Genomic DNA, 23,294 nt, shown 5'->3' on the forward strand with positions numbered 1-23,294 from the left:
TCCGTCGTCGGCAGCGTCAGATGTGTATAAGAGACAGGGGACGCGTCGGACCGCTGGGACGCCTCGCGCGCCGGGCGCTCACGGCCCTCGGCGGCATCGAGCGCCTCCTCCAGCTCGGGGGCGGCGCTGCCGGGCTTGGCGGCCTCCTGCAGCTCGCGCGCCTTGGCCTTGGCGGCGGCGAGGAGACGGTCCTTCATCGAGGTGGCGTACATGTCGACGTACTCCTGGCCGGACAGCAGCATCAGCTCGTACATGATCTCGTCGGTGATCGAGCGCAGGACGAAACGGTCGTCCTCCATGCCCTCGTACCGGGAGAAGTCGAGCGGCTTGCCGACGCGGACGCCGATGCGCATGATCCGCGGGATGAGCTTGCCGGTGGGCTGGGCCTTGTCGGTGCCGATCATCGCGACGGGGATGACGGCGACCTTGCCCTCGAGGGCCATCCGGGCGACGCCGGTGCGGCCCCGGTACAGGCGGCCGTCTGGAGAGCGCGTGCCCTCCGGGTAGATCCCGAGCAGCTCGCCGCGGCGGAGCACCTTCAGGCCCGAGCTGAGGGCGGCGTTGCTCGCCTTGCCGCCGGAGCGGTCGACCGGCAGCTGCCCGACGCCCTTGAAGAACGCAGCGGTGAGCCGGCCCTTGAGGCCCCGGCCGGTGAAGTAGTCGCTCTTGGCGAGGAACGTGACCCGGCGGGAGACGACGAGCGGCAGGAAGACCGAGTCGGAGAAGGACAGGTGGTTCGAGGCGAAGATCGCCGCACCGGTCTCGGGGATGTTCTCCTCCCCCTCCACCCAGGGACGGAAGAGGAGCTTGATGATCGGCCCCACGACGACCATCTTGAGGAACCAGTAGAACACCCGTGCACCCCTCCTGACTGTGACCGCTCGAACTCTACGGCACTCGCGCGCGCACAGCGGCGCGTGCGAGGATCAGCAGGTCCAGCCGCACCGTCGCCAGGAGCCCACCGTGTCGGTCCCTCCCGAGGTCGTCACCGCCCTGCGCGGGGCGTCCTCGTCACGTGTCTCGCGGTCCGCCGACGCGGCGGTCCCAGGTCCCGAGCCCGTCGGGGAGCCGTCGTGAACGACCGAGACCTCGACGACGAGTTCGCACGGATCATCGCCGGCTGGGACGCCGAGGCGCCCGACCCGCTGCCGCGTCGTGCCGCTGCTCCCGACGCCGACGCGGTCCCTGTCGACGCCGATGCGACCACCCCAGGCGGCGCCACCGACGCCGCTCCCACCGATGCCGCCCCCGCCGACGCCGCTCCGACCGCCGGCGCCGGGCCCGATGGCGCTTCGACCGCCGGCGCCGGGCCCGCCCCGGAAAGCGAGAGCGCGACGCCGTCGGCGTCCGGACCGGGAGGTGCCCCGGGAGGGGTGACCGGCTCGGACGCCCTGGACCTGCCGATCGCCCCGACGACCCCGCACGTCTGGCGCGGCGGCACGCCGACGCGCGACGACTCCGACGCGCTCCTCGACGAGGTCGGCTCCGACGGCGCCGACGACGACCACTTCGTGCCGCCCTCGGAGATCGACCTGCCCTCGGCCGAGACCGACCCGATGTTCTGGGCGATCGTCGGCGGACTCGTCGGTGGCCCGCTCCTGCTGCTCTACATCCTGTTCTTCGACCGCGACGGCAGCGGCTGGTGGGTCGTCACGGCGCTCGCCATGATCGTCGTCGGTTTCGTGCTGCTCGTGCTGCGCGGCGGCACCGAGCGGGACCCGTTCGACGACGGCACCCGCGTCTGAGCCGCGGCCGCAGGCAGGCGTCCTCAGCCACGGGCGTCACGGGGTGCGAGGTCGACCCAGAGCGGGCGGTGGTCCGAGCCCACGGCGACGTCGGCCGCGACCGCACGCTCGAGCGAAGCACGCTCGTGCGGGTCGCCCTGTGCGACAACGAGGTCCGGTGGTGCGAGCACGACGTCGATGGCCACCGTGGGCGACGCCACGGGGAAGGTCGGCTGGTCCGGCAGCACGGACCGCCACCGTCGCGTGAGGACGGCGCGGGCGGCACCGTCGGGCCCCTCGTTGAGGTCGCCGGCGACGATGCAGCGCGCCGGCAGCGCCGTGACGAGCCGGGCGGCGTGGCGAACCCGCTCAGCCGCCCGGAGGCCCAGGTGCACGCTCGCCACGGTCACCGACGCGTCGGGAGCCCATCGCCCCGGCGCGACCGTCACCGCGGCCCAGCCACGCGTCCGGTCGGGGAACCGCGTGGGTAGCCGGCCACGTGCCGCTCCTGTCACCTCGACTCCGGGAGCCGTGAGGACGACCGTGCCTCCTGTGCCGAACCGACCTGTGCCCCAGTGCATCCCGCACTCGCGCGCGAACCGCGGCAGTCGCACCTCGGTCGTCAGGCGACGGGGCACCTCCTGGAGGCAGAGCACGTCGGGAGCCACCGCACGCACGACCCGCGCCGCCGCGCGCCGGTCGTCGAGGAAGTCACGGACGTTGTAGGTCATGACGCGGAGCCGCTCCGCCGGCCCGGGCGTCGCTCCCGCCGTCGTCACCGTCCGGCGCGGGCGAGCTCGGCCGCGCCGATGAGCCCTGCGTCGCTGCCGAGGACGGCGCGCACGATGCGCGCCTCCGGGCGGTAGCCGCGTCCGGGCAGCTGTCGGCGGAACGCATCGCGGGCCGGACCGATGAGCATCTCGTCGGCGGCGCTGACCCCACCGCCGACGACGAACAGGCCGGGGTCGAACGCCGCCGCGAGGTTGGCCAGGCCGACACCCAGCCACTCACCGATGTCAGCGAGCAGCTCACGGGCCGTGGGGTCGCCGTCGCGCGCGGCCTCGGTGATGAAGGGCCCGGTGAGCGAGCCCTTGTCGCCGCCGAGACGTGCGAGCAGGTCGGCGACGACCGGCGAGCCGGCCTCGATCATGGCGCGGGCCTCGCGCACGAGGGCGTTGCCGCTCGCGTACTGCTCCCAGCAGCCGCGGTTGCCGCACTCGCACCGGACCCCGCCGGGGACGACCTGCATGTGGCCGAACTCGCCCGCGATGCCGTACCGCCCACGCTGGACCCTGCCGTCGACGATGAGCGCCCCGCCGATGCCCGTGCCGAGCGTGATGACGACGACGTGCGACTCTCCGCGCGCCGCGCCGAAGGCCGCCTCGGCCCAGGCCGCGGCGTTGGCGTCGTTGTCGACGCTGATCGGCAGGTCGATGCGCTCCGAGAGGGCCTCACGCAGCGGCTCGTTGCGCCACGACAGGTGGGGGGCGAAGACGACGGTCGCGCGGTCCTCGGCGACGAAGCCGGCTGCGCCGATGCCGACGGCCACGACGTCGCGGCCGCCGTCGGCGCGCACCTGGCCGAGGAGGTCCTCGACCGCCTCGACGATGGTGTCCTCGACGACCTGCGGCGACGTCGAGCGGTGCGGGGTGTCGCGGCGGACGCGGTGGGAGATGCGGCCCTCCTCGTCGACGACGCCGCCGGCCACCTTGGTGCCGCCGATGTCGATGCCGATGGCGAGTCCGGTGCTCACTCCGGGCTTCCCTTCTGCTCGGGGGGAACGTCGTCGGGGGCGCCACCCGTCGGGGCGGGCGTCGACGTGTCGGTGGCCGTGTCGTTCGAGGTGTCGGTCGACGCGTCGCTCGCCGCCTCGGACGAGGCGTCGGTCGAGGGGTCCGCTCCGCGCCCCGGTGCTCGCTCGCGCCGCTCGCGCTGCACCGTGGCGAGGTCGCGCAGCGCCGTCGCCGCGAACCCGACCACGTCGGCGAACCGCTCGATCGTGTCCGGCTCGACGCGCTGGACGAAGGCGATGAGCTGGCACACCGGACAGACCCGGCACGCCGACGGCGTCCGACCGCCGCACGTGCACTCGTGCGTCTCCCCCGACCCGGCTCGGGTCCCGGCCGAGCGCTGCCCCCCGCCGCTCGGCTCGCCCGTGGGACCCGATCCCCCGGCGGGGCCTCCGGCCGCGGATGCCGGACCCCACCCGCGGGCAGAGAGCAGGTCGACGAGCAGCGCAGCCTCCTCGGCGACCGATCCGGTCGCGGCGCCGCGCTCCTCGCGCTCCTCGCGCGCGCTGGGGTCGTCGATGTCGCCGGGGTCGTCGATGTCGTCGGTGTCGTCGGGCTCCACGGTCGCTCAGGCCTCGACGCGCTTCTTCAGCTCCTTGAGGGCCGTGTCGACGATGACCTTCTCCGCCTTGCGCTTGAGCAGCCCGATCATCGGGATCTTGACGTCGACGGCGAGCCGGTAGGTGACGCGGGTGCCCGCGCCGTCGGTCGTCAGGGTGTACGAGCCGTTCATCGCCTTGAGCACCTGGGCCGACACCAGCGACCACGACACGATCCCGGTGCCGTCCTCGACGACGTCCCACTCGTAGTCGAGGACGTAGGTGTCCTTGATCGCCCCGGCGTCGAGGGTGAACTCCACCTGGTCGGCCCAGCCGTCGCCCTCCTCGGCGAGCACGCGGACGTCCTTGACCTCCCCGGCCCACTGCGGGTAGGCCTCGAAGTCGGCGATGACGTCGAGCACCTCGCCGGGTGGCGCGGCGATGCTGATGGATGACTCGGTGCGATCGGCCATGCGCCGAAGGCTATCGCGTCGGTGCCACGGCCCCGTGTGGCGGCGCGAGGCGGCGTGGGAGGATGGCGACGGCGACCCGTCCGCGCCCGCGGACGCGTCGCCCGACCGCGCGCCGGGCTGTGACGACGATGACGTGGTCAGCACGGTTACCGATCGGTAGTGTCTGTCGGAGTCCGGCCCCGGCCAACAGGAGTGTCAGTGAAGGACAACGTCGTCGCACCGCTTGCCCCCGTCACCACGGAGGGCAGCCTCGCCCAGCTGCCGGGACGCAACGCGTCCGAGGCACCCAACGAGACGGCCTTCTCGATCAAGCGTCCGTCGGGCGGGTGGAGCCAGGTCAGCTGGGCCCAGTTCGCGGCCGACGTCGACGCCGTCGCGCGCGGCCTCGTCGCCGCAGGTGTGCAGCCCGGTGACCGCGTCGCGCTCATGTGCCGGACCCGGTACGAGTGGACCCTCCTCGACTTCGCGGGGTGGACCGCCGGGGCGGTCGTCGTCCCCGTCTACGAGACGTCCTCGGCAGAGCAGGTCCAGTGGATCCTGTCCGACTCGGGGGCCCGGTTCGTCGTCGTGGAGACCTCGGCCCACGCGTCCGTCGTCGACGACGTGCGGGCCGACCTGCCGGACCTCGCCGACGTCCTCGTCATCGACGACGGGGCCCTGGACGCGCTGCGCGAGCGTGGTCACGACGTGTCCGACGCCGAGCTGGCGGGCCGGCGCGATGCCCTCGACCGCACCTCGCTGGCGACGATCATCTACACCTCGGGCACGACGGGTCGGCCCAAGGGCTGCGAGCTGACCCATGGCAACTTCCTCGACCTAGCCGAGAACGCCATCGGCAAGCTCGGCCAGGTCGTCCTGAGCGACAACGCCTCGACGCTGCTGTTCCTGCCGCTCGCCCACGTCTTCGCCCGCTTCATCGAGGTGCTGTGCGTCGCGGGCAAGGCGCGCATGGGCCACTCGGCCGACATCAAGACCCTCCTCGACGACTTCGCCGGCTTCCAGCCGACCTTCGTCCTCGCCGTGCCGCGCGTCTTCGAGAAGATCTACAACTCCGCCGAGGCCAAGGCCTCGGCCGAGGGCAAGGGCAAGATCTTCCTGCGGGCCGCCACGGTCGCCATCGCCTACAGCGAGGCCCTGGACGCCGGCGGGCCCGGCCCGGGGCTGCGTGTGCAGCATGCGCTGTTCGACCGGCTCGTCTTCCGCAAGCTGCGCGCGGCCATGGGCGGCCAGGTCCGGTACGCCGTGTCCGGCGGCGCGCCGCTCGGCACGCGGCTCGGCCACTTCTACCGGGGGATCGGCATCCTCATCCTCGAGGGCTACGGCCTGACCGAGACCACCGCGCCCGTCGCCGTCAACACCCCGGACAAGGTCAAGGTCGGCACCGTGGGGTACCCGCTGCCCGGCTGCGGCATCCGCATCGCCGAGGACGGCGAGATCCTCCTCAAGGGCGTCGGCGTCTTCACCCGCTACCACGACAACCCCCAGGCCACCGACGAGGCGATCCGCGACGGGTGGTTCCACACCGGCGACGTCGGCGAGCTGGACGAGGACGGCTACCTGCGCATCACGGGCCGCAAGAAGGAGATCCTCGTGACCGCCGGCGGCAAGAACGTGGCCCCGGCCGTGCTCGAGGACCGGCTGCGCGCCCACCCGCTCGTCTCGCAGTGCATCGTCGTCGGTGACCAGCGGCCCTTCGTCGGGGTGCTCGTCACCCTTGACGAGGAGATGTGGCCGCTCTGGGCCAAGACCCACGGGCTCGACGACGTCACGATCGAGCAGGCGCGGACCCACCCCACGGTGCTCGAGGCGATCCAGGCCGCCGTCGACCGCGCCAACCAGGCGGTGTCGCGCGCCGAGTCGATCCGCAAGTTCGCGGTCCTGCCCGGCGACTTCACCGAGTCCAACGGCTACCTGACGCCCTCGCTCAAGCTGAAGCGCGCCGTCGTCATGAAGGACTTCGCGGAGGACGTCGACAAGCTCTACGCCTGAGGGTCGGACTCCCGTCCCGGGTTGGTCCCGCTCGTCCGGGCGCTCAGGCCGCCAGCTCGCCGTCATCCCCGCCGCAACAAGGCGCGCAGGCGGGCCTGCCACGCCCGGACGACGGCGGTCCGGTCGGTGCGGAGCTCGGCCTGCAGCGCCCGGTCGGTCACGGCCTCGGGGTCTGCCAGGAGGTCGGGCGGCACGTCGACTCCCCCGGCGGCGCCCCGGTAGAACCGCACCACCGCCGGGATGCCGTAGCGGTCGGCGAGGGTCCGCAGGACGAGCAGGCTCTCGCCGTAGGCGACCGGCAGCCGCCTGGTCGACGGGTCGAAGTCGGCCTCGCCGGGGAACGACTGCGGAAGACCCGTGGTACGAACCGTCTCGAGGGCCGGGGCCACCACGGTCTGCTCGGGCAGGTCCACGGCCCGGTAGCCGACGAGCTCGGCGAACCCCTCGGACAGCCACAGCGGCACGGACCGCGTCGTCGACGAGCGGACCGTGGCGTGGGTCAGCTCGTGCGTCATGACGACGTCCCGCCCCGCCGGCCGCAGCGAGTCCCAGGGCCCGGGCACGACGACGATGCGGTCCGCCCCGGCCGGGCTACCCGCGACGAGTGGCCCGTCCGTGGCGGCAGCGACCCCCTGGAGGTCAGCCACCTGGCGGCCGAGCAGGCGGGCGGCATCGGCGTCCGTGGCCGGCGCCACCCAGACGGCCGGCCGCGAGCGCCCCCACACCGCCGCGACCCGGGCTCCCGCGGCGACGGCGCGCTGCTCCAGCTCGTCGACGCGGCTCGCGGGTCCGACGGCCAGCACGAGAGCCCGGCGGCTGCGCCGGACGACGAGGCCCTCGAGGTCCCACGGCTGCGGGCGGTCGGCCGGACGCGCCGCGACGACCGTGAGGCCCCCGGAGTCGGCGGCGCTGGCCCTCACCGTGAGGTCGAGGTCGAAGGTTCGGGGTGCCGTGTCGAAACCGTCGAGCCGATAGGTCGAGGTGACCCGGACGTCCCAGTCGACGCTGGTCCCCCGCGGCGCCGGCACCGGTGCGGTGCGCTCGCGGACCGCGGCGACCCGGACGTCGCCCAGCCGCATCGCCACCATGCGTTCCAGCACGGCGGCCTCCGTCGCGCGCAGCCGGCGGTCACCGGGCACGAGGTCGGCGAGCCACGCGGCACGGTCACCGCGGGCTGCGGCTGCGGCCCGACGCTCTGCGAGGGCCCGGACGGCGCGGGCCCGGGCACCCGCCCACGCCTCGGGTGCAACCTCCGACGGCTCCGACGACACCGGCGGGACCGGTGCAGGACGGGCGACCCAGCTGGTGGCCGCCGTTACGCTCGACGCCCCCGCCCGGCCGGTCGCCGCGGAGCACGCCGCCGACGTCGCGGCGAGGACGCCCGTGGCGACCACCGCGACGAGTCGCGCGCATCCGGACCTCACCACCGCGCCATGGTGGCACGGGGCGCCGGACGCGGGCCGTCAGCCGGCGTGGCGCGACCGTTCGGTCCTCGTCGGACGCGGCTCGAGCACGGCCCGAGCCGCGTTGGCCGTCGTGGTGCTGACCAGCCCGGCGCCGAGCAGCGCCGAGACCGCCCGGCGCTCCGCGCGGTCGAGCGGGACGGTGCGGGCCTCGGCACCGGAGGCTTCGGTGTGCTCGTCGGCCGTCCGGGCCGAGGCGGGAGCGGAAACCGGCGAGGGCATCGGCGCCGTCAGGATCGGCAGGGCCGACAGCGCGGTCACCATGCAGTCGGCGCAGTGGACGTTGCGCACGGGGCACGTCTGGCAGTCGACGAGCATCTCAGGCCACCCTTCTGTCTCTCGTTGCGATCTGTCACCGGACACGCTATGAGCCACCACCGACAGCCCTGTCCGGCGACGTCACCGGCCCTGCCGTCGGGACACTCCGCCACCGGGGACGGCGCGGGGACGGCGCGGGGACGGCGCGGGGACGGCACGGGGACGGCGCGGCGACGGCGCGGATGTGCCACGGCCCCAAGGACGCTCCCACCGCCGCGCCTGCGCGGTGTTGTCGGCAGCGGCCCCTACCGTCGGTGGCATGCACTCCTTCCAGGCGACGTTCGACGACCTCGGCACGGCGCTCGCCGACGTCACGTTCGTCGTCGTGGACCTCGAGACCACGGGGGGCAGCCCGGCCCAGTGCGGCATCACCGAGATCGGCGCGGTCAAGGTCCGCGGCGGTGAGGTGCTCGGCGAGTTCCAGACCCTCGTCAACCCCGCCGAGCCCATCCCGGCGTTCATCTCGGTCCTCACCGGCATCACGGACTCCATGGTCGCCGACGCCCCGCGGATCGACAGCGCCCTGCCGGCCTTCCTCGAGTTCGCCGCGGGCAGCGTCCTCGTCGCCCACAACGCCGGGTTCGACATCGGCTTCCTCAAGTCCGCGGCGTCGCTGACCGACACCCCGTGGCCCGGGTTCACGGTCCTCGACACGCTCCAGCTGGCGCGGCAGCTCGTCGTGCGCGACGAGTCGCCGAACCACCGGCTGTCCTCGCTCGCCCACGTCTTCGGCTCTCCGACGACGCCCGACCACCGGGCCCTGCACGACGCCCGGGCCACCGTCGACGTCCTGCACGGGCTCATCGGCCGGGTCGGCAACCTGGGCGTCCACACGCTCGAGGAGCTGTCGAGCTACACCTCCCGCGTCACGCCGGCCCAGCGTCGCAAGCGCTTCCTCGCCGACCCGCTCCCGAGCGCTCCCGGCGTCTACCTGTTCAAGGACGCGAGCGGCCGCGTCCTCTACGTCGGCACGAGCCGCGACATCCGCAGCCGCGTGCGCACGTACTTCACCGCCTCCGAGCAGCGCAGCCGGATGGCCGAGATGGTCCGCCTGGCGCAGGCCGTGCACCCGGTCGTCTGCCAGACCTCCCTCGAGGCTCAGGTGCGCGAGCTGCGGCTCATTGACGAGCACAAGCCGCGGTTCAACCGGCGCTCCAAGGACGGCCGACGCGTCATGTGGGTCAAGCTGACGAACGAGCGGTTCCCCCGGCTGTCGATCGTGCGGCGGGTCCGCGACGACGGCGCCAGCTACATCGGTCCGTTCCGCACGCGCGCCACCGCCCAGGCCGCCGTCGACGCCGTCCACGAGGTCGTCCCGTTGCGTCAGTGCACCGGCCGCCTCACGGGTGTCCGGGGCTCGGCCTGCGCGCTCGCCGACATGGGACGCTGTGGCGCCCCCTGCACGGGTGCGCAGAGCCCCGACGAGTACGCCGTCGTCGCGGCGGGGTGCGCCTCGATCTTCACCGGGGACGCCCGTCCGGTGGCCGAGCGCCTGCGCTCCCGTCTCGAGGAGCTCGCCTCCCAGGAGCGGTTCGAGGACGCCGCCCGGGTCCGCGACCGCTTCCTCCAGCTCGTCAGGGGGGCAGCGCGCGCCCAACGGCTCGCCCCGTTGACCCGCTCCCCCGAGATCGTCGCCGCCCGCCGCAGCGACACCGGCGGCTGGGAGCTCGTCTCCATCCGTCACGGCCGGCTCGCCGGCACCGTCGTCAGCCCGCGCGGCGCCGACCCGATGCCGTACGTCCGCTCGATGCAGGCCACCGCCGAGGTCGTCGCTCCCCCGACACCGGAACGCCCGGCCGCGCTCACCGAGGAGACCGAGATCCTGCTGCGCTGGCTCGAGGCCCCGGGCGTGCGGATCGTCGAGCTCGACGGCTCGTGGACGTGTCCGGTCGGTGGCGCGGGAGCGGTCCGGCTCGAGCTCGAACCGGCCGTCGCGTCGGCCCGCGAGGCCGTCGGGTTCGACCACGACGTCCCGGCCCCGGCGGGGTCCGGGGCCCGGCGCCACGGCCTGCGCCGCGCCGGCTGACGACGGCTAGGGTGTGTCCTGTGATCACCGCCATCGTCATGATCAACTGCGAGGTCGACCGCATCCCCGAGGTCGCCGAGGAGATCGCGAACATCCCCGCCGTCTCCGAGGTCTACTCCGTCACCGGCGACGCCGATCTCATCGCCATGGTCCGGGTTCGGGCCCACGACGAGTTCGCCGACGTCATCGCGGACCGCCTCAACAAGGTCGAGGGCATCGTCGGCACGTCGACGCACATCGCCTTCCGCACGTACTCGGCCCATGACCTCGAGGCCGCCTTCAGCCTGGGGCTCGAGGGCGAGTGACCCGGCGCTGACCGGCCGGGCAGCCGTCCCGGGTCAGGACCGCGTGGCCGCGACCCAACGCTCGACGACACGCGTGGCCGAACCGTCGTCGATGGCGCGGGCCGCGAGGTCCATCGCGGCGCGCAGGTCCGCGTCGAAGTCCTCCTGACCCGTCCCCGAGTCGGGTCGGGTCAGCGCCAGCGCGATGCCGGCGTTGAGCAGCACGGCGTCCCGGACGGCTCCGGGCGCTCCGGCGAAGACCTCGCGCACGACCCCGGCGTTGTGCTCGGCGTCGCCGCCGCGCAGTGCCTCGAGCGGGTGCAGGGGCAGGCCGAGGCGCGTCGGGTCCACGACCCGGTCCGCGACGCGGCCCTCGCGGACCCACCAGACCGTCGTCGTCGTCGACACCGTGACCTCGTCGAGCCCGTCGTCGCCCCGGAAGACGGCGGCGTCCTTGCCCCGGCCGGCGAAGACGCCCGCGAGAAGGGGCGCCATCCGGGCGTCGGCGCACCCGACGGCGGCATACGTCGGCTGGGCCGGGTTGGTCAGCGGGCCGAGGAAGTTGAAGGCCGTGCCGATGCCGAGGTCGCGGCGCGGAACGGCGGTGTGCCGGAAGCCCGGGTGGAAGGTCTGGGCGAAGCAGAAGGTGATGCCGGCCTCCTGGGCGACCTCGACGACGCGCTCGGGCGTCAGCGACAGGTCGATGCCGAGCGCCTCGAGGACGTCGGCCGAGCCGGACGAGGACGACGCGGCCCGGTTTCCGTGCTTGACGAGGCGCACCCCCGCCGCCGCCACGACGATGGCCGACATCGTCGAGATGTTGACGGTGTGGGCCCGGTCCCCACCCGTGCCCACGATGTCGACGCTGGGCCCCGGGACCTCGATGCGCCGCGCATGGGCGAGCATCTGCTCGGCCAGGCCCTGCATCTCGTCGACGCTCTCGCCCTTGGCCCGAAGGCCCATGAGGAAGCCGGCCACCTGCGCCGGGGTCGCCTCCCCCGCCATGATCTGGTCCATCGCCCACGCGGCCGTGTCGCGGTCGAGGTCACGCCCGGCGATGAGGTCGGCGTAGACCGACGGCCAGGTCGTCGTCGTGTCGGACCCCATGGGCTCAGGCGTTGGGGACGACGGCGCGGGCGAGGGTCGTCACGGCGGCCGTCAGCGCGATCGGGTCGAGGGGGTGCGGCACGGCGAGGTCAGCCTGCGACCAGGCGGCCAGCCAGCTGTCCTGGGGGCGCCCGGTCAGGACGATGATCGGCGGGCACTCGAAGATCTCGTTCTTCAGCTGCCGGGCCAGACCCAGACCGCCGACCTTGGCCGCCTCACCGTCGAGGACGAGGATGTCGAACCGCTCGGCCTCGACCGAGCTGATGACCGCGTCGGCCGTGGCGCACTCGTGCCAGCGGACCACCTCGACGTCCTTGGCGGGGCGGCGACCGACGGCGGCCCGGACGGCGTCGCGCGTCGTGTAGTCGTCGCTGTAGAGCAGGACGCTGACCCGCGCCAGCCGGGGCGCGCCACCGGACGACGTCACGACGTCGGTGGAGGTGCCCTGGGCTGCGGTGTCGTTCGAGGCGGTCATGCGCCAGATGCTACCGGCCCGCACACCCGCGTCCGCGGGACCCTCCCGGTGGCCGGGACGCCGTACCGGTGGCCCGGGGGCACTCCCTCGGCACCGCCTTCGGCACGATCCCGGCACGATCCCGGCACGATCCCGGTACGACCCACGAGCGCCGTGGCACCGCGCCGTGACGTCGCGTGAACCGGACCTCTCGCCGGCGGCCGGTGGACACGGCGACCCGGACGTGTCGGAATGGTCACGAATCCCCGGCAGCGTCCCGGCAATCGGGGGGGTCGCTCGCATCCGCGTCCATGAATGTGGGAATAATGTCCAACGTGGCGACAGCATCAGCAGTTCCTTCCAGCGCAGTAGCGAGCCCGGCCGTCCACGGCCCGGCGACCCGCCCGAACATGGTTGCCGTCGGCACCATCGTCTGGCTCTCCAGCGAGCTCATGTTCTTCGCGGGTCTGTTCGCCGTGTACTTCCAGCTCCGCTCCGTGCGGGGTGAGCTCTGGGCCCAGCAGACCGAGAAGCTCAACCTGCCCTTCGCGAGCGTCAACTGCCTCGTCCTGGTCGTCTCCTCGGTGTGGTGCCAGCTCGGTGTCTGGAAGGCCGAGCGCGGCCAGAAGGCCCGCACCGGCAAGCTCCTCGACCTCAGGACCTGGGGCATGCGCGAGTGGTATGTCCTGACCTACCTCTTCGGCGCGTTCTTCATCGCCGGCCAGGTCATGGAGTACGCCGAGCTCGTCCACGAGGGCGTCACGCTGAGCTCGGACGCGTACGGCTCGGTCTTCTACATGGCCACCGGTTTCCACGGGCTCCACGTGACCGGCGGCCTCATCGCCTTCCTGCTCATCATCGCCCGCACCTTCACGACGCGTCGCTACACGCACGCCAACGCCACCGGCGCCGTCGTCACCTCCTACTACTGGCACTTCGTCGACGTGGTCTGGATCGCGCTCTTCGCGACGATCTACATCCTGCGCTGACGCGGACCCGTCCGGCGAACGCCCTTCCGCCCCACCACGACCCGTGACCCCCTTGGACGACAGGAAGACTCAGTGAAAGCCTTGGCCGCCCGACGCCGACACCCCGCCGCGATCGCGGTGCTGCTGCTGCTCGGCCTTCTCGTGACCGGAGGCGCCTACTCCTTCCTCGCGCCCAAGGACGCCAACGCGGCCGCATCCGTCGCCGCCGACACGGTCGCCGAGGGCAAGAACCTCTTCCTCGCCAACTGCGCCACGTGTCACGGTCTCAACGCCCAGGGCACGAAGTCGGGTCCGTCCCTCGTCGGCGTCGGCGCGGCGTCCGTCGACTTCCAGGTCGGCACGGGCCGCATGCCGCTGGCGGCGCCCAACGTCCAGGCTCCGGTGAACAAGGTGAAGTTCTCCCAGGAGCAGATCAGCGCCCTCGCCGCCTACGTCGCCTCCCTCGGCCCGGGTCCGGCCGTGCCGGACGCGGCGTCCACCAAGGTCCTCGAGCCGGGCTCGGAGGAGAACAACAAGGCGATCGCCGAGGGTGGCGAGATCTTCCGCGTCAACTGCGCCATGTGCCACAACTTCGCCGGTGCCGGCGGCGCGCTGACGCGCGGCAAGTACGCGCCGTCGCTGCAGGAGACGACGCCCACGCACATCTACGAGGCCATGCTCACCGGGCCGCAGTCGATGCCCGTCTTCAACGACACCAACCTGACTCCCGAGGCCAAGCAGAAGGTCATCTCCTACCTCAAGGCGCAGGAGAACGAGACCAACGTCGGCGGCCTGACGCTCGGCAACCTCGGGCCGGTCTCGGAGGGCCTCTTCGCGTGGGTCTTCGGTCTCGGCATCCTCATCGCCTGCGCCGTCTGGCTCGGCAAGAAGGCCGCATGAGCGCCCACCGCATCGTCCCGATCACGCACGACGACAGGACCACCACCCGATGAACGACAACGAGACGACGCACACCGGAGCGGGCACGGCGCTCGCGCCCGGGTCCGGGTCGGGCGCTCTCGAGCCCCGGCCGGGGGCCGACAGCTTCGAGAACCCGGGGCTGCCGCCGCACATCCACCGCGCCGCCGACGACGACCCCCGGGCCGCCAAGCGCGCCGAGCGCCAGGTCGCGACGCTCTTCGGCCTGTCGATGCTGGCCACGCTCGTCTTCCTCGTCAGCTACTTCGCGATCCCCGACGAGGCCACCTTCTTCCTCCCCGGCGTCGGCAAGACCAAGACGCAGAACATCGTCCTCGGCCTGTCGCTCGGGTTCGCGATCTTCCTCATCGGCATCGGTGCGGTGCACTGGGCCAAGACCCTGATGTCCGACGAGGAGATCGTCGAGGAGCGCCACCTCCAAGCGTCCACGACCGAGGAGCGCGCCAAGGCCGTCCAGGTCGTCGCGGCCGGCGTCGAGTCGACCCAGATGGCCCGCCGTCCCGTGCTGAAGTACACCCTCGGCGGCGCGCTCGGCCTGTTCGCGCTCCCGCTGGGCCTGCAGGTCGCCGGCTCCCTCGGACCGGTCACGGTGGAGGAGCTCAAGCACACGATCTGGGACCCCAAGGACAACAACGGCGGCAAGCCCGTCCGCCTCATGCGTGACCCGGAGATGACCCCGATCCGCCTCGACGAGGTCACCCTCGGGTCGGTCTTCCACGTCATGCCCGAGACGCTGCAGAAGTACCTCGACGAGGGCAAGCACGTCCTCGAGGCCAAGGCCAAGGCGGCGGTCATCCTCATCCGTCTCGACCCGAACGACATCAAGGTGCAGAAGGCCAAGGACTGGGGCGTCGAGGGTGTCGTCGCCTACTCCAAGATCTGCACGCACGTGGGGTGTGCGGTGGGCCTCTACGAGCAGCAGACGCACCACCTGCTCTGCCCGTGCCACCAGTCGACCTTCGACCTCACCGAGGACTGCAAGGTCATCTTCGGCCCGGCCCGCCGGCCGCTGCCGCAGCTCAAGATCACCGTCGACGACGCGGGGTACCTCGTCGCCCCCGAGGGCTTCCACGAGCCCGTCGGACCGAGCTTCTGGGAGCGTGCGCGATGAGCACCATCCACTCCACCCGTCCTGCCGACGCCCTGCGCGCCGGCGACCGCCAGGCCGACGAGCGAGCCTCGGCCACCAGGCCGCTCGGAGGCATCGCCGGCTGGGTCGACGACCGCCTCGGCGCCGCCAAGGGCGTGTCGTTCCTGGCCAAGAAGGTCTTTCCCGACCACTGGTCGTTCATGCTCGGCGAGATCGCGATGTACTCGATGATCGTCTGCCTGCTGACCGGCGCCTTCCTCACCTTCTGGTTCGTCCCGAGCGCGAGCCAGGTCGTGTACGACGGCTCGTACGTGCCGCTCCAGGGCATCACGATGTCCGACGCGTACCGCTCGACGCTCGCGATCTCGTTCGACATCCGCGGTGGTCTGCTCATCCGGCAGATTCACCACTGGGCGGCGCTGATCTTCATCGTGTCCGTCTTCGTGCACATGGCCCGGGTCTTCTTCACCGGCGCCTTCCGCAAGCCGCGCGAGATCAACTGGGTCTTCGGCACCATCCTGTCGATGCTCGCCTGCATCGAGGGCTTCGCCGGCTACTCGCTGCCCGACGACCTGCTCTCGGGCACCGGCATCCGCGCCATGAACGGGTTCGTCCAGTCGGTGCCGGTCATCGGCTCGTACATGGCCTACTTCATTTTCGGTGGCGCGTTCCCCGGCGAGGCGATCATCCCGCGCCTCTACTCGGCACACGTCCTGCTCATCCCGGCCATCCTCGTTGGCCTCTTCACGGCGCACATCCTGCTGGTGTTCGTGCACAAGCACACCCAGTTCCCCGGCCCGGGCCGCACGAACAACAACGTCGTCGGCTACCCGCTCCTGCCGGTGTACGTCGCCAAGGCCGGCGGCTTCTTCTTCATCGTCTTCGGTGTCATCGCGCTCATCTCCGCGGTCGTGACGATCAACCCGATCTGGGCCTACGGTCCCTACGACCCGTCGCCGATCACCGCGGGGTCGCAGCCCGACTGGTACATGGGCTTCGCCGACGGTGCGCTGCGCCTGCTGCCCGGCTGGCTCGAGTTCGAGACCTTCGGCTTCACGTGGAGCATGAACATCTTCCCCGGCTCGATCCTGCTCCTGCCGATCATGTGGACGCTGATCGGCGTGTACCCGTTCGTCGAGGCCTGGGTGACGGGCGACAAGCGCGAGCACCACCTGCTCGACCGTCCTCGTAACGCCCCGACGCGCACGGCAATCGGCGTCGCCGGCATCACGATGTACGTGGTCCTCTTCTTCGCCGCCGGCAACGACCTCATGGCGATCAAGCTGCACCTGTCGATCAACGACATCACCCAGTCCCTGCGCCTGCTGTTCTTCATCGGTCCGCCGATCGCCTTCATGATCACCAAGCGCATCTGCCTCAGCCTGCAGCGGGCCGACCGCCAGAAGGTCCTGCACGGCCGCGAGACGGGCACGATCTGGCGGTACGCCGACGGTCGCTTCGAGGAGATCCACGCACCGCTGACGCCCGAGGAGCGCTGGGTGCTCGTCCAGCACGAGTCGGCCGAGCCGCTGCAGCTCACGGCGGGCAAGGACGCCAACGGGGTCGACAGCCCGATCGCGCGCAAGGAGCGCCTGCGCGCCAAGTTCTCGCACTTCTACTTCAAGGACCGGGTCGCTCCCCCGACGCCGTCCGAGCTCGAGGCCGCGCACCACGAGCACGACGGGCACGTCGCAGCCCCCGCGGGTGAGCACGAGGCCATCGAGTCCCGTGCGGGCAGCGAGCGCGAGACCGTCAAGGCTGACCGCCACCACGACTGAGCCGCCGGTTCGGACGCCCCGATCGGCACACCGATGGCCCCGACCCGAACGGGTCGGGGCCATCGGCGTCCCCGGGGCATCTCGCCGGCGAGCGTCGGCTGCAGCATGCCGGTGCTTGGCATCGTGCGAGACTGCTGCCGTGCACCAGCTGTCCGATGCCGAGTTCGACGAGGCGGTCGCCGACGGCCTCGATCTCATCCCCGAGGAGCTGGCACGGGCCATGGACAACGTCGTGGTCCTCGTCGAGGACGAGCCGCCGGCCGAGGACCCCGACCTGCTCGGCATCTACGAGGGAACGCCCCTGACCGAGCGAGGCGAGTGGTGGTCGGCGGGTTCCCTCCCGGACCGGATCACCATCTTCAAGGGACCCCTGGAGCGATTCTGCGCGAGCATCGAGGAGCTGCGCGAGGAGATCGCGGTGACGGTCGTGCACGAGGTGGCCCACCACTTCGGCATGGACGACGCGCACCTGCACGAGCTCGGCTGGGGATGACGCCTCAGTGCCTCGGCGTCGCACTGTCTCTGACTGTCTCTGACTGCCTCGCAGCATCGATGCTGTCTCGCAAGGTGGACACTTTGCGGACCGGACGCCGCGTGCCCTTTACGGACCTCGCCGTCAGGCTCTACGGTCGAAGAACCGACCACCGATCGGATGGAGGTGCAAAGCGAGGATGTTCTCTCCCACACGATCGCACTACGAACCCGAAGGTCCGTGAGTCGTACGGCCAGCACGAAGGGGAGGGTCCTGCGCCCTCCCCTTCGTCATGTCCGCCGTTCGTCGGCGCGCAGACACCGGACGGGCCCGGCCGCCAGAGGCAGCTGGGCCCGTCCGGTGTCCGAGGACCGATGGCCTCGGCGACCGAGACCTCAGATGGAGTACTCGCCCGAGAAGGACTCGAACACCCAGAGGACGACGGCCGGGATCGCGAAGAACACGCCGATGATGAACAGCCACCACCCGATGGCGAGGCCGGCGAACATGATGGCCCCGGAGCCGGCGAGCCAGAGCGGCGTCCACGAGCTGGCGACGAAGTAGCCGTAGTTGCCCTCGGCCTCCTCGATCTCACCGCCCGCGTTGTCCTCGGGACGCAGCGGCAGCTTCTTGCCGGTCATCCAGAAGTAGAACCCCGACAGGGCGAACAGGGCGCCGGTCAGGACGAGCGCCGTGACGCCGATCGGCTCCTCCCACTTGGACCAGAACCCGTAGATCAGCGTGACCGGGACGAAGAAGATGAACAGGTAGACCAGGAGCTTGGTCTCGACGCGCATCGGGCTCAGTCCTCACGCTTCTCGGGACGGGCGGTGGCGTGCTCGTGGTCGACGTCGGCCGGCCCCATCACCTGGGTGAGGGTGCCCTGGTCGGCCACGGGGCGGAAGCCGGCGGCGGCCTCCGGGTGGTGCAGGTCGAACGCGGGACGCTCGGACCGGATCCGCGGCAGTGACGTGAAGTTGTGCCGGGGCGGTGGGCACGAGGTGGCCCACTCGAGCGAGGCGCCGTAGCCCCACGGGTCGTCGGACTCGACGAGCGGCGCCTTCTTCCACGTCTTCCACACGTTGTAGACGAAGGGGATCATCGAGGCGCCGAGCAGGAACGCCCCGCAGCTCGAGACGATGTTCGCGGCCTGGAAACCCTCTTCGGGCAGGTAGTCCGGGTAGCGCCGGGCCATGCCCTCGATGCCGAGCCAGTGCTGGATGAGGAAGGTCGTGTGGAAGCCGATGAACAGCATCCAGAAGTGCAGCTTGCCGAGGCGCTCGTCGAGCATCCGTCCGGTCAGCTTGGGCCACCAGAAGTAGTAGCCGGCGAACATCGCGAACACCACGGTGCCGAAGACGGTGTAGTGGAAGTGCGCGACGACGAAGTAGCTGTCGGACAGGTGGAAGTCGAGGGCCGGGCTGGACAGGATGATGCCGGTCAGACCGCCGAAGAGGAACGTGACGAGGAAGCCCATCGCCCACAACATCGGCGTGGCCATGACGACCTTGCCGCCCCACATGGTGCCGATCCAGTTGAAGAACTTCACCCCGGTCGGGACGGCGATGAGCATCGTCATGACCGAGAAGAACGGCAGGAGCACCTGGCCCGTGACGTACATGTGGTGGGCCCAGACGCTCGCCGACAGGGCGGCGATGGCGATCGTGGCGAAGACGAGGGTCTTGTAGCCGAAGATCGGTTTGCGGGAGAAGACCGGCAGGACCTCGCTGATGATGCCGAAGAACGGCAGCGCGATGATGTAGACCTCGGGGTGGCCGAAGAACCAGAAGAGGTGCTGCCACAACATCGCGCCGTTGTTCTCGGCGTCGAAGATGTGCATCCCGAAGCGGCGGTCCCCACCGAGCGCGAACAGCGCGGCCGCGAGGATCGGGAAGACGATGAGCACGAGCAGCGACGTGATGAGCGCCGTCCACGTGAAGATCGGCATCCGGAACATCGTCATGCCGGGGGCGCGCATGCACACGATCGTCGTGATGAAGTTGACGGCGCCGAGGATGGTGCCGAAACCGGCGAGGGCGAGGCCGAAGACCCAGAGGTCACCACCGAGCCCCGGGGTGTAGGCGACGTCCGACAGCGGCGCGTAGGCGAACCACCCGAACGCGGCGGCGCCCTGCGGCGTCAGGAAGCCGGCCGAGGCGATGAGGCCACCGAAGAGGTAGAGCCAGTACGCGAACATGTTCAGGCGCGGGAACGCGACGTCGGGCGCCCCGATCTGCAGCGGCATGAGCGCGTTGGTGAACCCGGCGAACAGCGGCGTCGCGAACAGCAGCAGCATGATCGTGCCGTGCATGGTGAACAGCTGGTTGAACTGCTCGGGGTTGTCGACGACCTGCAGGCCCGGCGCCCAGAGCTCGGCCCGGATGAGCAGGGCCATGATCCCGCCGAGCAGGAAGAAGACGAACGAGGTGATGAAGTAGAGGTTGCCGATGACCTTGTGGTCGGTCGTCGTGACCCACTTGACGAAGGTCTGGCCCTTGAGGCGCGGGCGCGCGGCCGAGGTCGAGAGGCGGGCCTCACGGTTCAGCGTGGCGGAGGTCATTGGTTGCTCCCAGTCCGAGCGGGTGCGGGAATCTTGTCGGCGTCGGCGGGCACCATCTGCTCACGGCTCGCGTCGACGGGCACGAGGCCCTTCTGGCCGAGCTGGGCCAGGCGCGCCATCTCCTGGTCGTACTCCTGCTGGGGAACGACCTTGACCATGAACAGCATCTGCGAGTGGTAGGCGCCGCAGAGCTCGGCGCACTTGCCCTGGAACTCACCGGTCTGCGTCGGTGTCAGCTGGAACTTGTTCGTCTTGCCCGGGAGCATGTCCATCTTCATCATGAACGAGGGCACCCAGAAGCTGTGGATGACGTCGCGGGCGTTGAGCACGAACTCGACCCGCTTGTTCACCGGCAGGTAGAGGACCGGCATCTGGGCCCGCTTGCCCGTCGTGCCGTCGAGCGGGACGTGCACGCCGCTCTCGTGGACGTCGGAGTCGACGTAGTTGAAGTCCCAGCTCCACTGCTTGGCGACGACGCTGATGGTGACGTCGGGCTTCCGGCTCGTCGTGTCGACGAGGGCGGCCTCGTCACGGGCCGTGTAGTAGAAGAACACCGCGACCATGAACACCGGGATGACGGTGTAGAGCAGCTCCATCGGGACGTTGTAGCGCAGCTGCACCGGAAGGGACTCGTCGCCCTTGCGCTTCCGGAAGCGGATCGCGGCGTAGAGCATGAGGCCCCACGTGATGGCACCGACCGCGAGGACGGCGATCCAGCTGCCGACCCACAGGTCGGTGACCCGCCTGCCGCTGTCGGAGACCGCCGTGGGCAGGAACCCGTCGGACAGCTGACCCTGACAGCCGGCCAGCGCGAGACCGGAGACCGCGGCCAGCGCCGCGACCCGGACCGCCCTGCGTCCCCGTCCGGCCGAGGTCACCGCCGGCGTCGCCGGGGTGTCGTCGTGCTGAGGCACCAGGTGCACCTTTCTTGCCGTTCCTTTGCGCGCCGGGGCGCGCCCCGCGGGCGTTTCCCGTCATCCGTGCGAGGGCAGCCAGTGCCCACCCCCCGAACCCTACCGCCCTGTCGCAGAGGTTGTCCGGCAGGGTGCGGCTAACGTTGCGGCGTGGTCAGTCACGATCCGGGCACGAACCCCGGGCCCGCTCCCGCGGGCGGCTCCGGCCCCGTCCGCCGGCTTCTCGACGCGGCAGCGGGCCCCCTGCACCCGACGGCGCGCGACACCCTCCTCGCCGCGCTGGATGCCGGCTGGGCCGACCCGGCCCGCCTGCACACCGAGGGCCGCCGGGCCCGCGCGCTCCTCGACCGCTCGCGCGAGGTCGTCGCGGCCGGCATCGGGGTGCGTCCGGACGAGGTGAGCTTCCTGCCGAGTGGCCCGGCCGCCGTCACCAGGGCCCTCGAGGGCGTCCTCCACGGGGCCCGGCGCCGCGGGGCCCGGACGGTGGCCTCGGCGGTCGAGCACTCCGCCGTCCTCGTGCCGGCCCGGGCCCGGTCCTCCGCCGCGCAGGACCCGACCCTCGCCGCCGAGGTCCCCGTCGACGTCCTCGGCCGTGTCGACCTCGACGCGTGGACGGCGGCCCTGGCGGTCCCGGGCACCGTCGTCGCGGCACTGCAGAGCGCCAACGGGGAGGTCGGCACGCGCCAGCCCCTCGCGGCGGCGCGCGAGGCGTGCCGGCGCGCCGGTGTGCCGCTGGTCGTCGACGCGTCGGCCTCGGTCGGACGCGACGCCGTGCCGGAGCACTGGGACGTGCTCGTCGCCGACGCCCGCACGTGGGCCGGACCGCCGCTCGGGGTTCTCGTGGTCCGCGAGGGGGTGCGCTGGCACTGGTCCGGTGCCCGTGCCGACGTCGAGCAGGGCCGCACCGATGTCGTGCCGTGGGTGCCCGTGGCCCTCGCGGCCGCCGAGGCCTGGCAACAGACCCAGGCGACGCGCGTGGCCGACGCCGCATCGTCCTCGCGGCTCGTGTCCCGGCTCCGCGACGCGGCGGCCGCCCTCCCGGACACCCAGGTCGTCGGGGACCCGGACGACCGGCTCCCCCACGTCGTCACCTTCTCCAGCCTCTACGTCGACGGCGAGGTCGTCGTCGGAGCGTTCGACGCCGCGGGCTTCGCGGTGGCCAGCGGGTCCGCGTGCACGTCGAGCACCCTCGAACCGAGCCACGTGCTCGCGGCCATGGGCGTGCTGACGCACGGCAACGTCCGCCTCACGCTGCCGCTGCCGGCCGTGTCACCCGGCGTCGGGACCGACGTCGAGGCCTTCTGCGCGGCGCTCGGGCCGACCCTGGCCGACGTGCGGGCCCGCCTCGGCGTGGAGGACCTGTGAGGCCCTCGCCCGACCCGCCCCGGCCCGACGCGTCCCCCTCGGGGGCCTCGGACGTCGTTGACGCCCGGGGCCAGCGCTGCCCGCTGCCGGTCATCCGCCTGGCCCGTCTCGTCCGGGACGACCCGACCCCGCGCCTCGTCACCGTCCTCGCGACCGACCCGGCCGCCGCCCACGACGTGCCGGCCTGGTGCCGGATGCGCGGCCACCGGTTCGCCGGCGCCCGGGACGGTGAGGACCACACCGCCTACGACGTCGAGGTGCTCCCAACGGCGGAGCCCGGCGTCAGCGCCACGGCTCCGGCAGGGGCGCCCTGAGCGCCTCGGGCAGCAGGGCCAGGTAGTCCGTCCGGGGGATCTCGATGACGCCGAGGGTGGCCAGGTGCGGCGTCTGCCACTGGACGTCGACGACGCGTCGCGGGTCGCCGTCGGCGCGCAGCAGCTCGCAGAGGCCGACGAGCGCCACCTTCGACGCGTCGGTGGCGTGGTGGAACATCGACTCCCCCGCGAAGAGCCCGCCGATGGCCACGCCGTAGAGGCCCCCGACGAGCCGGTCGTCCGCCCACGCCTCGACCGAGTGCGCCCAGCCCGCCCGGTGCAGCTCGGCGTAGGCGCTCTCGATCTGCGGCGTGATCCACCGGCCCTCGCGGTCGGGCTCGGCGCAGGCCGAGACGACGGCCTCGAAGGCCGTGTCGACGCGGATCTCGAAGCGGGCCCGGGCCTTGCGCAGCGAGCGGCTCACCCGCAGGCTCCCGGGCCGCAGGACGCCGCGCGGGTCGGGCGACCACCAGCCCATCGGCTCCGCGCCGTGGTCGCCGATGCCCATGGGGAAGACGCCGATCGAGTACGCCTCGTAGAGCGTCGGGACCTCGAGGTCGGCGCCGATGCCGATGAGGTCCTCCCCGGGCGGGACGCTGTCTCTTATACACATCTCCGAGCCCACGAGACGCGTAGTAATCTGGGGGGGCGTCTTTTGGTTTGGGAGAGGGGGGGGGGGGGGGGGGGGGGGGGGGGGGGGGGGGGGGGGGGGGGGGGGGGGGGGGGG

The 23,294-nt window shown here is 72.0% G+C and carries 24 protein-coding genes; 11 read left to right on the forward strand and 13 right to left on the reverse strand.

Translation table 11 applies throughout. The annotated features are described in order from the left end of the window. A partial coding sequence (locus ACPYOM_RS11890; RefSeq protein WP_481346112.1) for a lysophospholipid acyltransferase family protein occupies positions 1–854 on the reverse strand: 854 nt, incomplete at its 3' end. A 219-nt stretch (positions 855–1,073) separates the two neighbouring features. Here ACPYOM_RS11890 and ACPYOM_RS11895 point away from each other — a divergent pair. After that, entirely contained in the window at positions 1,074–1,745 is a 672-nt protein-coding gene (locus ACPYOM_RS11895; protein WP_481346113.1) for a hypothetical protein, read from the forward strand. A 23-nt stretch (positions 1,746–1,768) separates the two neighbouring features. On the opposite strand, the gene ACPYOM_RS11900 is transcribed toward ACPYOM_RS11895, so the two are convergent. The 4 genes from ACPYOM_RS11900 to ACPYOM_RS11915 are packed head-to-tail and all read right to left on the reverse strand — an operon-like array spanning position 1,769 to position 4,526. Further along, positions 1,769–2,455, reverse strand: coding sequence for an endonuclease/exonuclease/phosphatase family protein (locus ACPYOM_RS11900; protein ID WP_481346114.1), 687 nt, complete (start codon positions 2,453–2,455; stop codon positions 1,769–1,771). Between the two features lie 44 nt (positions 2,456–2,499). After that, complete coding sequence (locus ACPYOM_RS11905) at positions 2,500–3,477, reverse strand: ROK family glucokinase (RefSeq protein WP_481342711.1); 978 nt, start codon at positions 3,475–3,477, stop codon at positions 2,500–2,502. After that, a complete protein-coding gene (locus ACPYOM_RS11910; protein WP_481346115.1) occupies positions 3,474–4,076 on the reverse strand; it encodes a hypothetical protein in 603 nt (200 codons plus the stop codon). The genes ACPYOM_RS11905 and ACPYOM_RS11910 overlap by 4 nt, the downstream gene beginning before the upstream one ends. 6 nt (positions 4,077–4,082) lie before the next feature. Beyond that, positions 4,083–4,526, reverse strand: a complete 444-nt coding sequence (locus tag ACPYOM_RS11915) for an SRPBCC family protein (protein WP_481342709.1) — start codon at positions 4,524–4,526, stop codon at positions 4,083–4,085. Positions 4,527–4,724: 198 nt separating this feature from the next. Between ACPYOM_RS11915 and ACPYOM_RS11920 the strand changes: the two genes are divergently transcribed. After that, positions 4,725–6,515 (forward strand): AMP-dependent synthetase/ligase, encoded by a 1,791-nt coding sequence (locus ACPYOM_RS11920; protein WP_481346116.1) that lies wholly within the window; start codon positions 4,725–4,727, stop codon positions 6,513–6,515. Between the two features lie 62 nt (positions 6,516–6,577). Here the strand turns inward: ACPYOM_RS11920 and ACPYOM_RS11925 are convergent, their stop codons facing one another. Next, positions 6,578–7,942, reverse strand: a complete 1,365-nt coding sequence (locus ACPYOM_RS11925) for a hypothetical protein (RefSeq protein WP_481346117.1) — start codon at positions 7,940–7,942, stop codon at positions 6,578–6,580. A 36-nt stretch (positions 7,943–7,978) separates the two neighbouring features. Further along, positions 7,979–8,296, reverse strand: coding sequence for a hypothetical protein (locus ACPYOM_RS11930; protein WP_481346118.1), 318 nt, complete (start codon positions 8,294–8,296; stop codon positions 7,979–7,981). A gap of 259 nt (positions 8,297–8,555) precedes the next feature. On the opposite strand from ACPYOM_RS11930, the gene ACPYOM_RS11935 reads away from it, so the two are divergent. Both ACPYOM_RS11935 and ACPYOM_RS11940 read left to right on the forward strand, forming a co-directional pair. Next, positions 8,556–10,322, forward strand: a complete 1,767-nt coding sequence (locus tag ACPYOM_RS11935; RefSeq protein WP_481342705.1) for a DEDD exonuclease domain-containing protein — start codon at positions 8,556–8,558, stop codon at positions 10,320–10,322. Positions 10,323–10,342: 20 nt separating this feature from the next. Continuing rightward, positions 10,343–10,627, forward strand: a complete 285-nt coding sequence (locus ACPYOM_RS11940; protein WP_481342704.1) for an Lrp/AsnC family transcriptional regulator — start codon at positions 10,343–10,345, stop codon at positions 10,625–10,627. 33 nt (positions 10,628–10,660) lie between these two features. Here ACPYOM_RS11940 and trpD read toward each other — a convergent pair whose 3' ends face one another. After that, a complete protein-coding gene (gene trpD, locus ACPYOM_RS11945) occupies positions 10,661–11,713 on the reverse strand; it encodes an anthranilate phosphoribosyltransferase (protein ID WP_481346119.1) in 1,053 nt (350 codons plus the stop codon). 4 nt (positions 11,714–11,717) lie between these two features. Next, entirely contained in the window at positions 11,718–12,188 is a 471-nt protein-coding gene (locus ACPYOM_RS11950; RefSeq protein ID WP_481342702.1) for a PleD family two-component system response regulator, read from the reverse strand. A 305-nt stretch (positions 12,189–12,493) separates the two neighbouring features. On the opposite strand from ACPYOM_RS11950, the gene ctaE reads away from it, so the two are divergent. The 5 genes from ctaE to ACPYOM_RS11975 all read left to right on the forward strand — a co-directional run bounded on the left by ctaE (position 12,494) and on the right by ACPYOM_RS11975 (position 17,435). Continuing rightward, positions 12,494–13,156 carry an aa3-type cytochrome oxidase subunit III gene (gene ctaE / locus ACPYOM_RS11955; protein ID WP_481342701.1) on the forward strand — a complete coding sequence of 221 codons (663 nt, stop codon included), beginning with the start codon at positions 12,494–12,496 and terminating at the stop codon, positions 13,154–13,156. Positions 13,157–13,228: 72 nt separating this feature from the next. Next, a complete protein-coding gene (gene qcrC / locus ACPYOM_RS11960) occupies positions 13,229–14,035 on the forward strand; it encodes a cytochrome bc1 complex diheme cytochrome c subunit (RefSeq protein WP_481342700.1) in 807 nt (268 codons plus the stop codon). A 49-nt stretch (positions 14,036–14,084) separates the two neighbouring features. Next, a complete protein-coding gene (qcrA, locus tag ACPYOM_RS11965) occupies positions 14,085–15,185 on the forward strand; it encodes a cytochrome bc1 complex Rieske iron-sulfur subunit (RefSeq protein ID WP_481346120.1) in 1,101 nt (366 codons plus the stop codon). Next, on the forward strand, positions 15,182–16,942 hold the full coding sequence (gene qcrB, locus ACPYOM_RS11970; RefSeq protein ID WP_481346121.1) for a cytochrome bc1 complex cytochrome b subunit: 1,761 nt from the start codon (positions 15,182–15,184) through the stop codon (positions 16,940–16,942). The genes qcrA and qcrB overlap by 4 nt, the downstream gene beginning before the upstream one ends. A 139-nt stretch (positions 16,943–17,081) precedes the next feature. Continuing rightward, positions 17,082–17,435, forward strand: coding sequence for a metallopeptidase family protein (locus ACPYOM_RS11975; protein WP_481342697.1), 354 nt, complete (start codon positions 17,082–17,084; stop codon positions 17,433–17,435). A 374-nt stretch (positions 17,436–17,809) separates the two neighbouring features. Here ACPYOM_RS11975 and ACPYOM_RS11980 read toward each other — a convergent pair whose 3' ends face one another. From ACPYOM_RS11980 to ctaC, 3 genes are read right to left on the reverse strand one after another with little or no spacing between them, the layout of a single operon-like run. Next, positions 17,810–18,211 (reverse strand): cytochrome c oxidase subunit 4, encoded by a 402-nt coding sequence (locus tag ACPYOM_RS11980; protein ID WP_481343986.1) that lies wholly within the window; start codon positions 18,209–18,211, stop codon positions 17,810–17,812. Between the two features lie 5 nt (positions 18,212–18,216). Then, entirely contained in the window at positions 18,217–19,974 is a 1,758-nt protein-coding gene (gene ctaD, locus ACPYOM_RS11985) for an aa3-type cytochrome oxidase subunit I (RefSeq protein WP_481346122.1), read from the reverse strand. Beyond that, positions 19,971–20,897 carry an aa3-type cytochrome oxidase subunit II gene (gene ctaC / locus ACPYOM_RS11990; RefSeq protein WP_481346123.1) on the reverse strand — a complete coding sequence of 309 codons (927 nt, stop codon included), beginning with the start codon at positions 20,895–20,897 and terminating at the stop codon, positions 19,971–19,973. The genes ctaD and ctaC overlap by 4 nt, the downstream gene beginning before the upstream one ends. A gap of 141 nt (positions 20,898–21,038) precedes the next feature. On the opposite strand from ctaC, the gene ACPYOM_RS11995 reads away from it, so the two are divergent. Further along, entirely contained in the window at positions 21,039–22,253 is a 1,215-nt protein-coding gene (locus tag ACPYOM_RS11995; RefSeq protein ID WP_481346124.1) for a cysteine desulfurase family protein, read from the forward strand. Beyond that, positions 22,250–22,567: a sulfurtransferase TusA family protein gene (locus ACPYOM_RS12000; protein WP_481343955.1), complete on the forward strand. Its 318-nt coding sequence runs from the start codon at positions 22,250–22,252 to the stop codon at positions 22,565–22,567. The genes ACPYOM_RS11995 and ACPYOM_RS12000 overlap by 4 nt, the downstream gene beginning before the upstream one ends. On the opposite strand, the gene aat is transcribed toward ACPYOM_RS12000, so the two are convergent. Then, positions 22,536–23,180: a leucyl/phenylalanyl-tRNA--protein transferase gene (gene aat / locus ACPYOM_RS12005; protein WP_481346125.1), complete on the reverse strand. Its 645-nt coding sequence runs from the start codon at positions 23,178–23,180 to the stop codon at positions 22,536–22,538. The two genes, ACPYOM_RS12000 and aat, sit on opposite strands and share 32 nt — an antisense overlap. Positions 23,181–23,294: the final 114 nt, after the last annotated feature.

The organism is Monashia sp. HAY1-2A, from assembly GCF_056755315.1.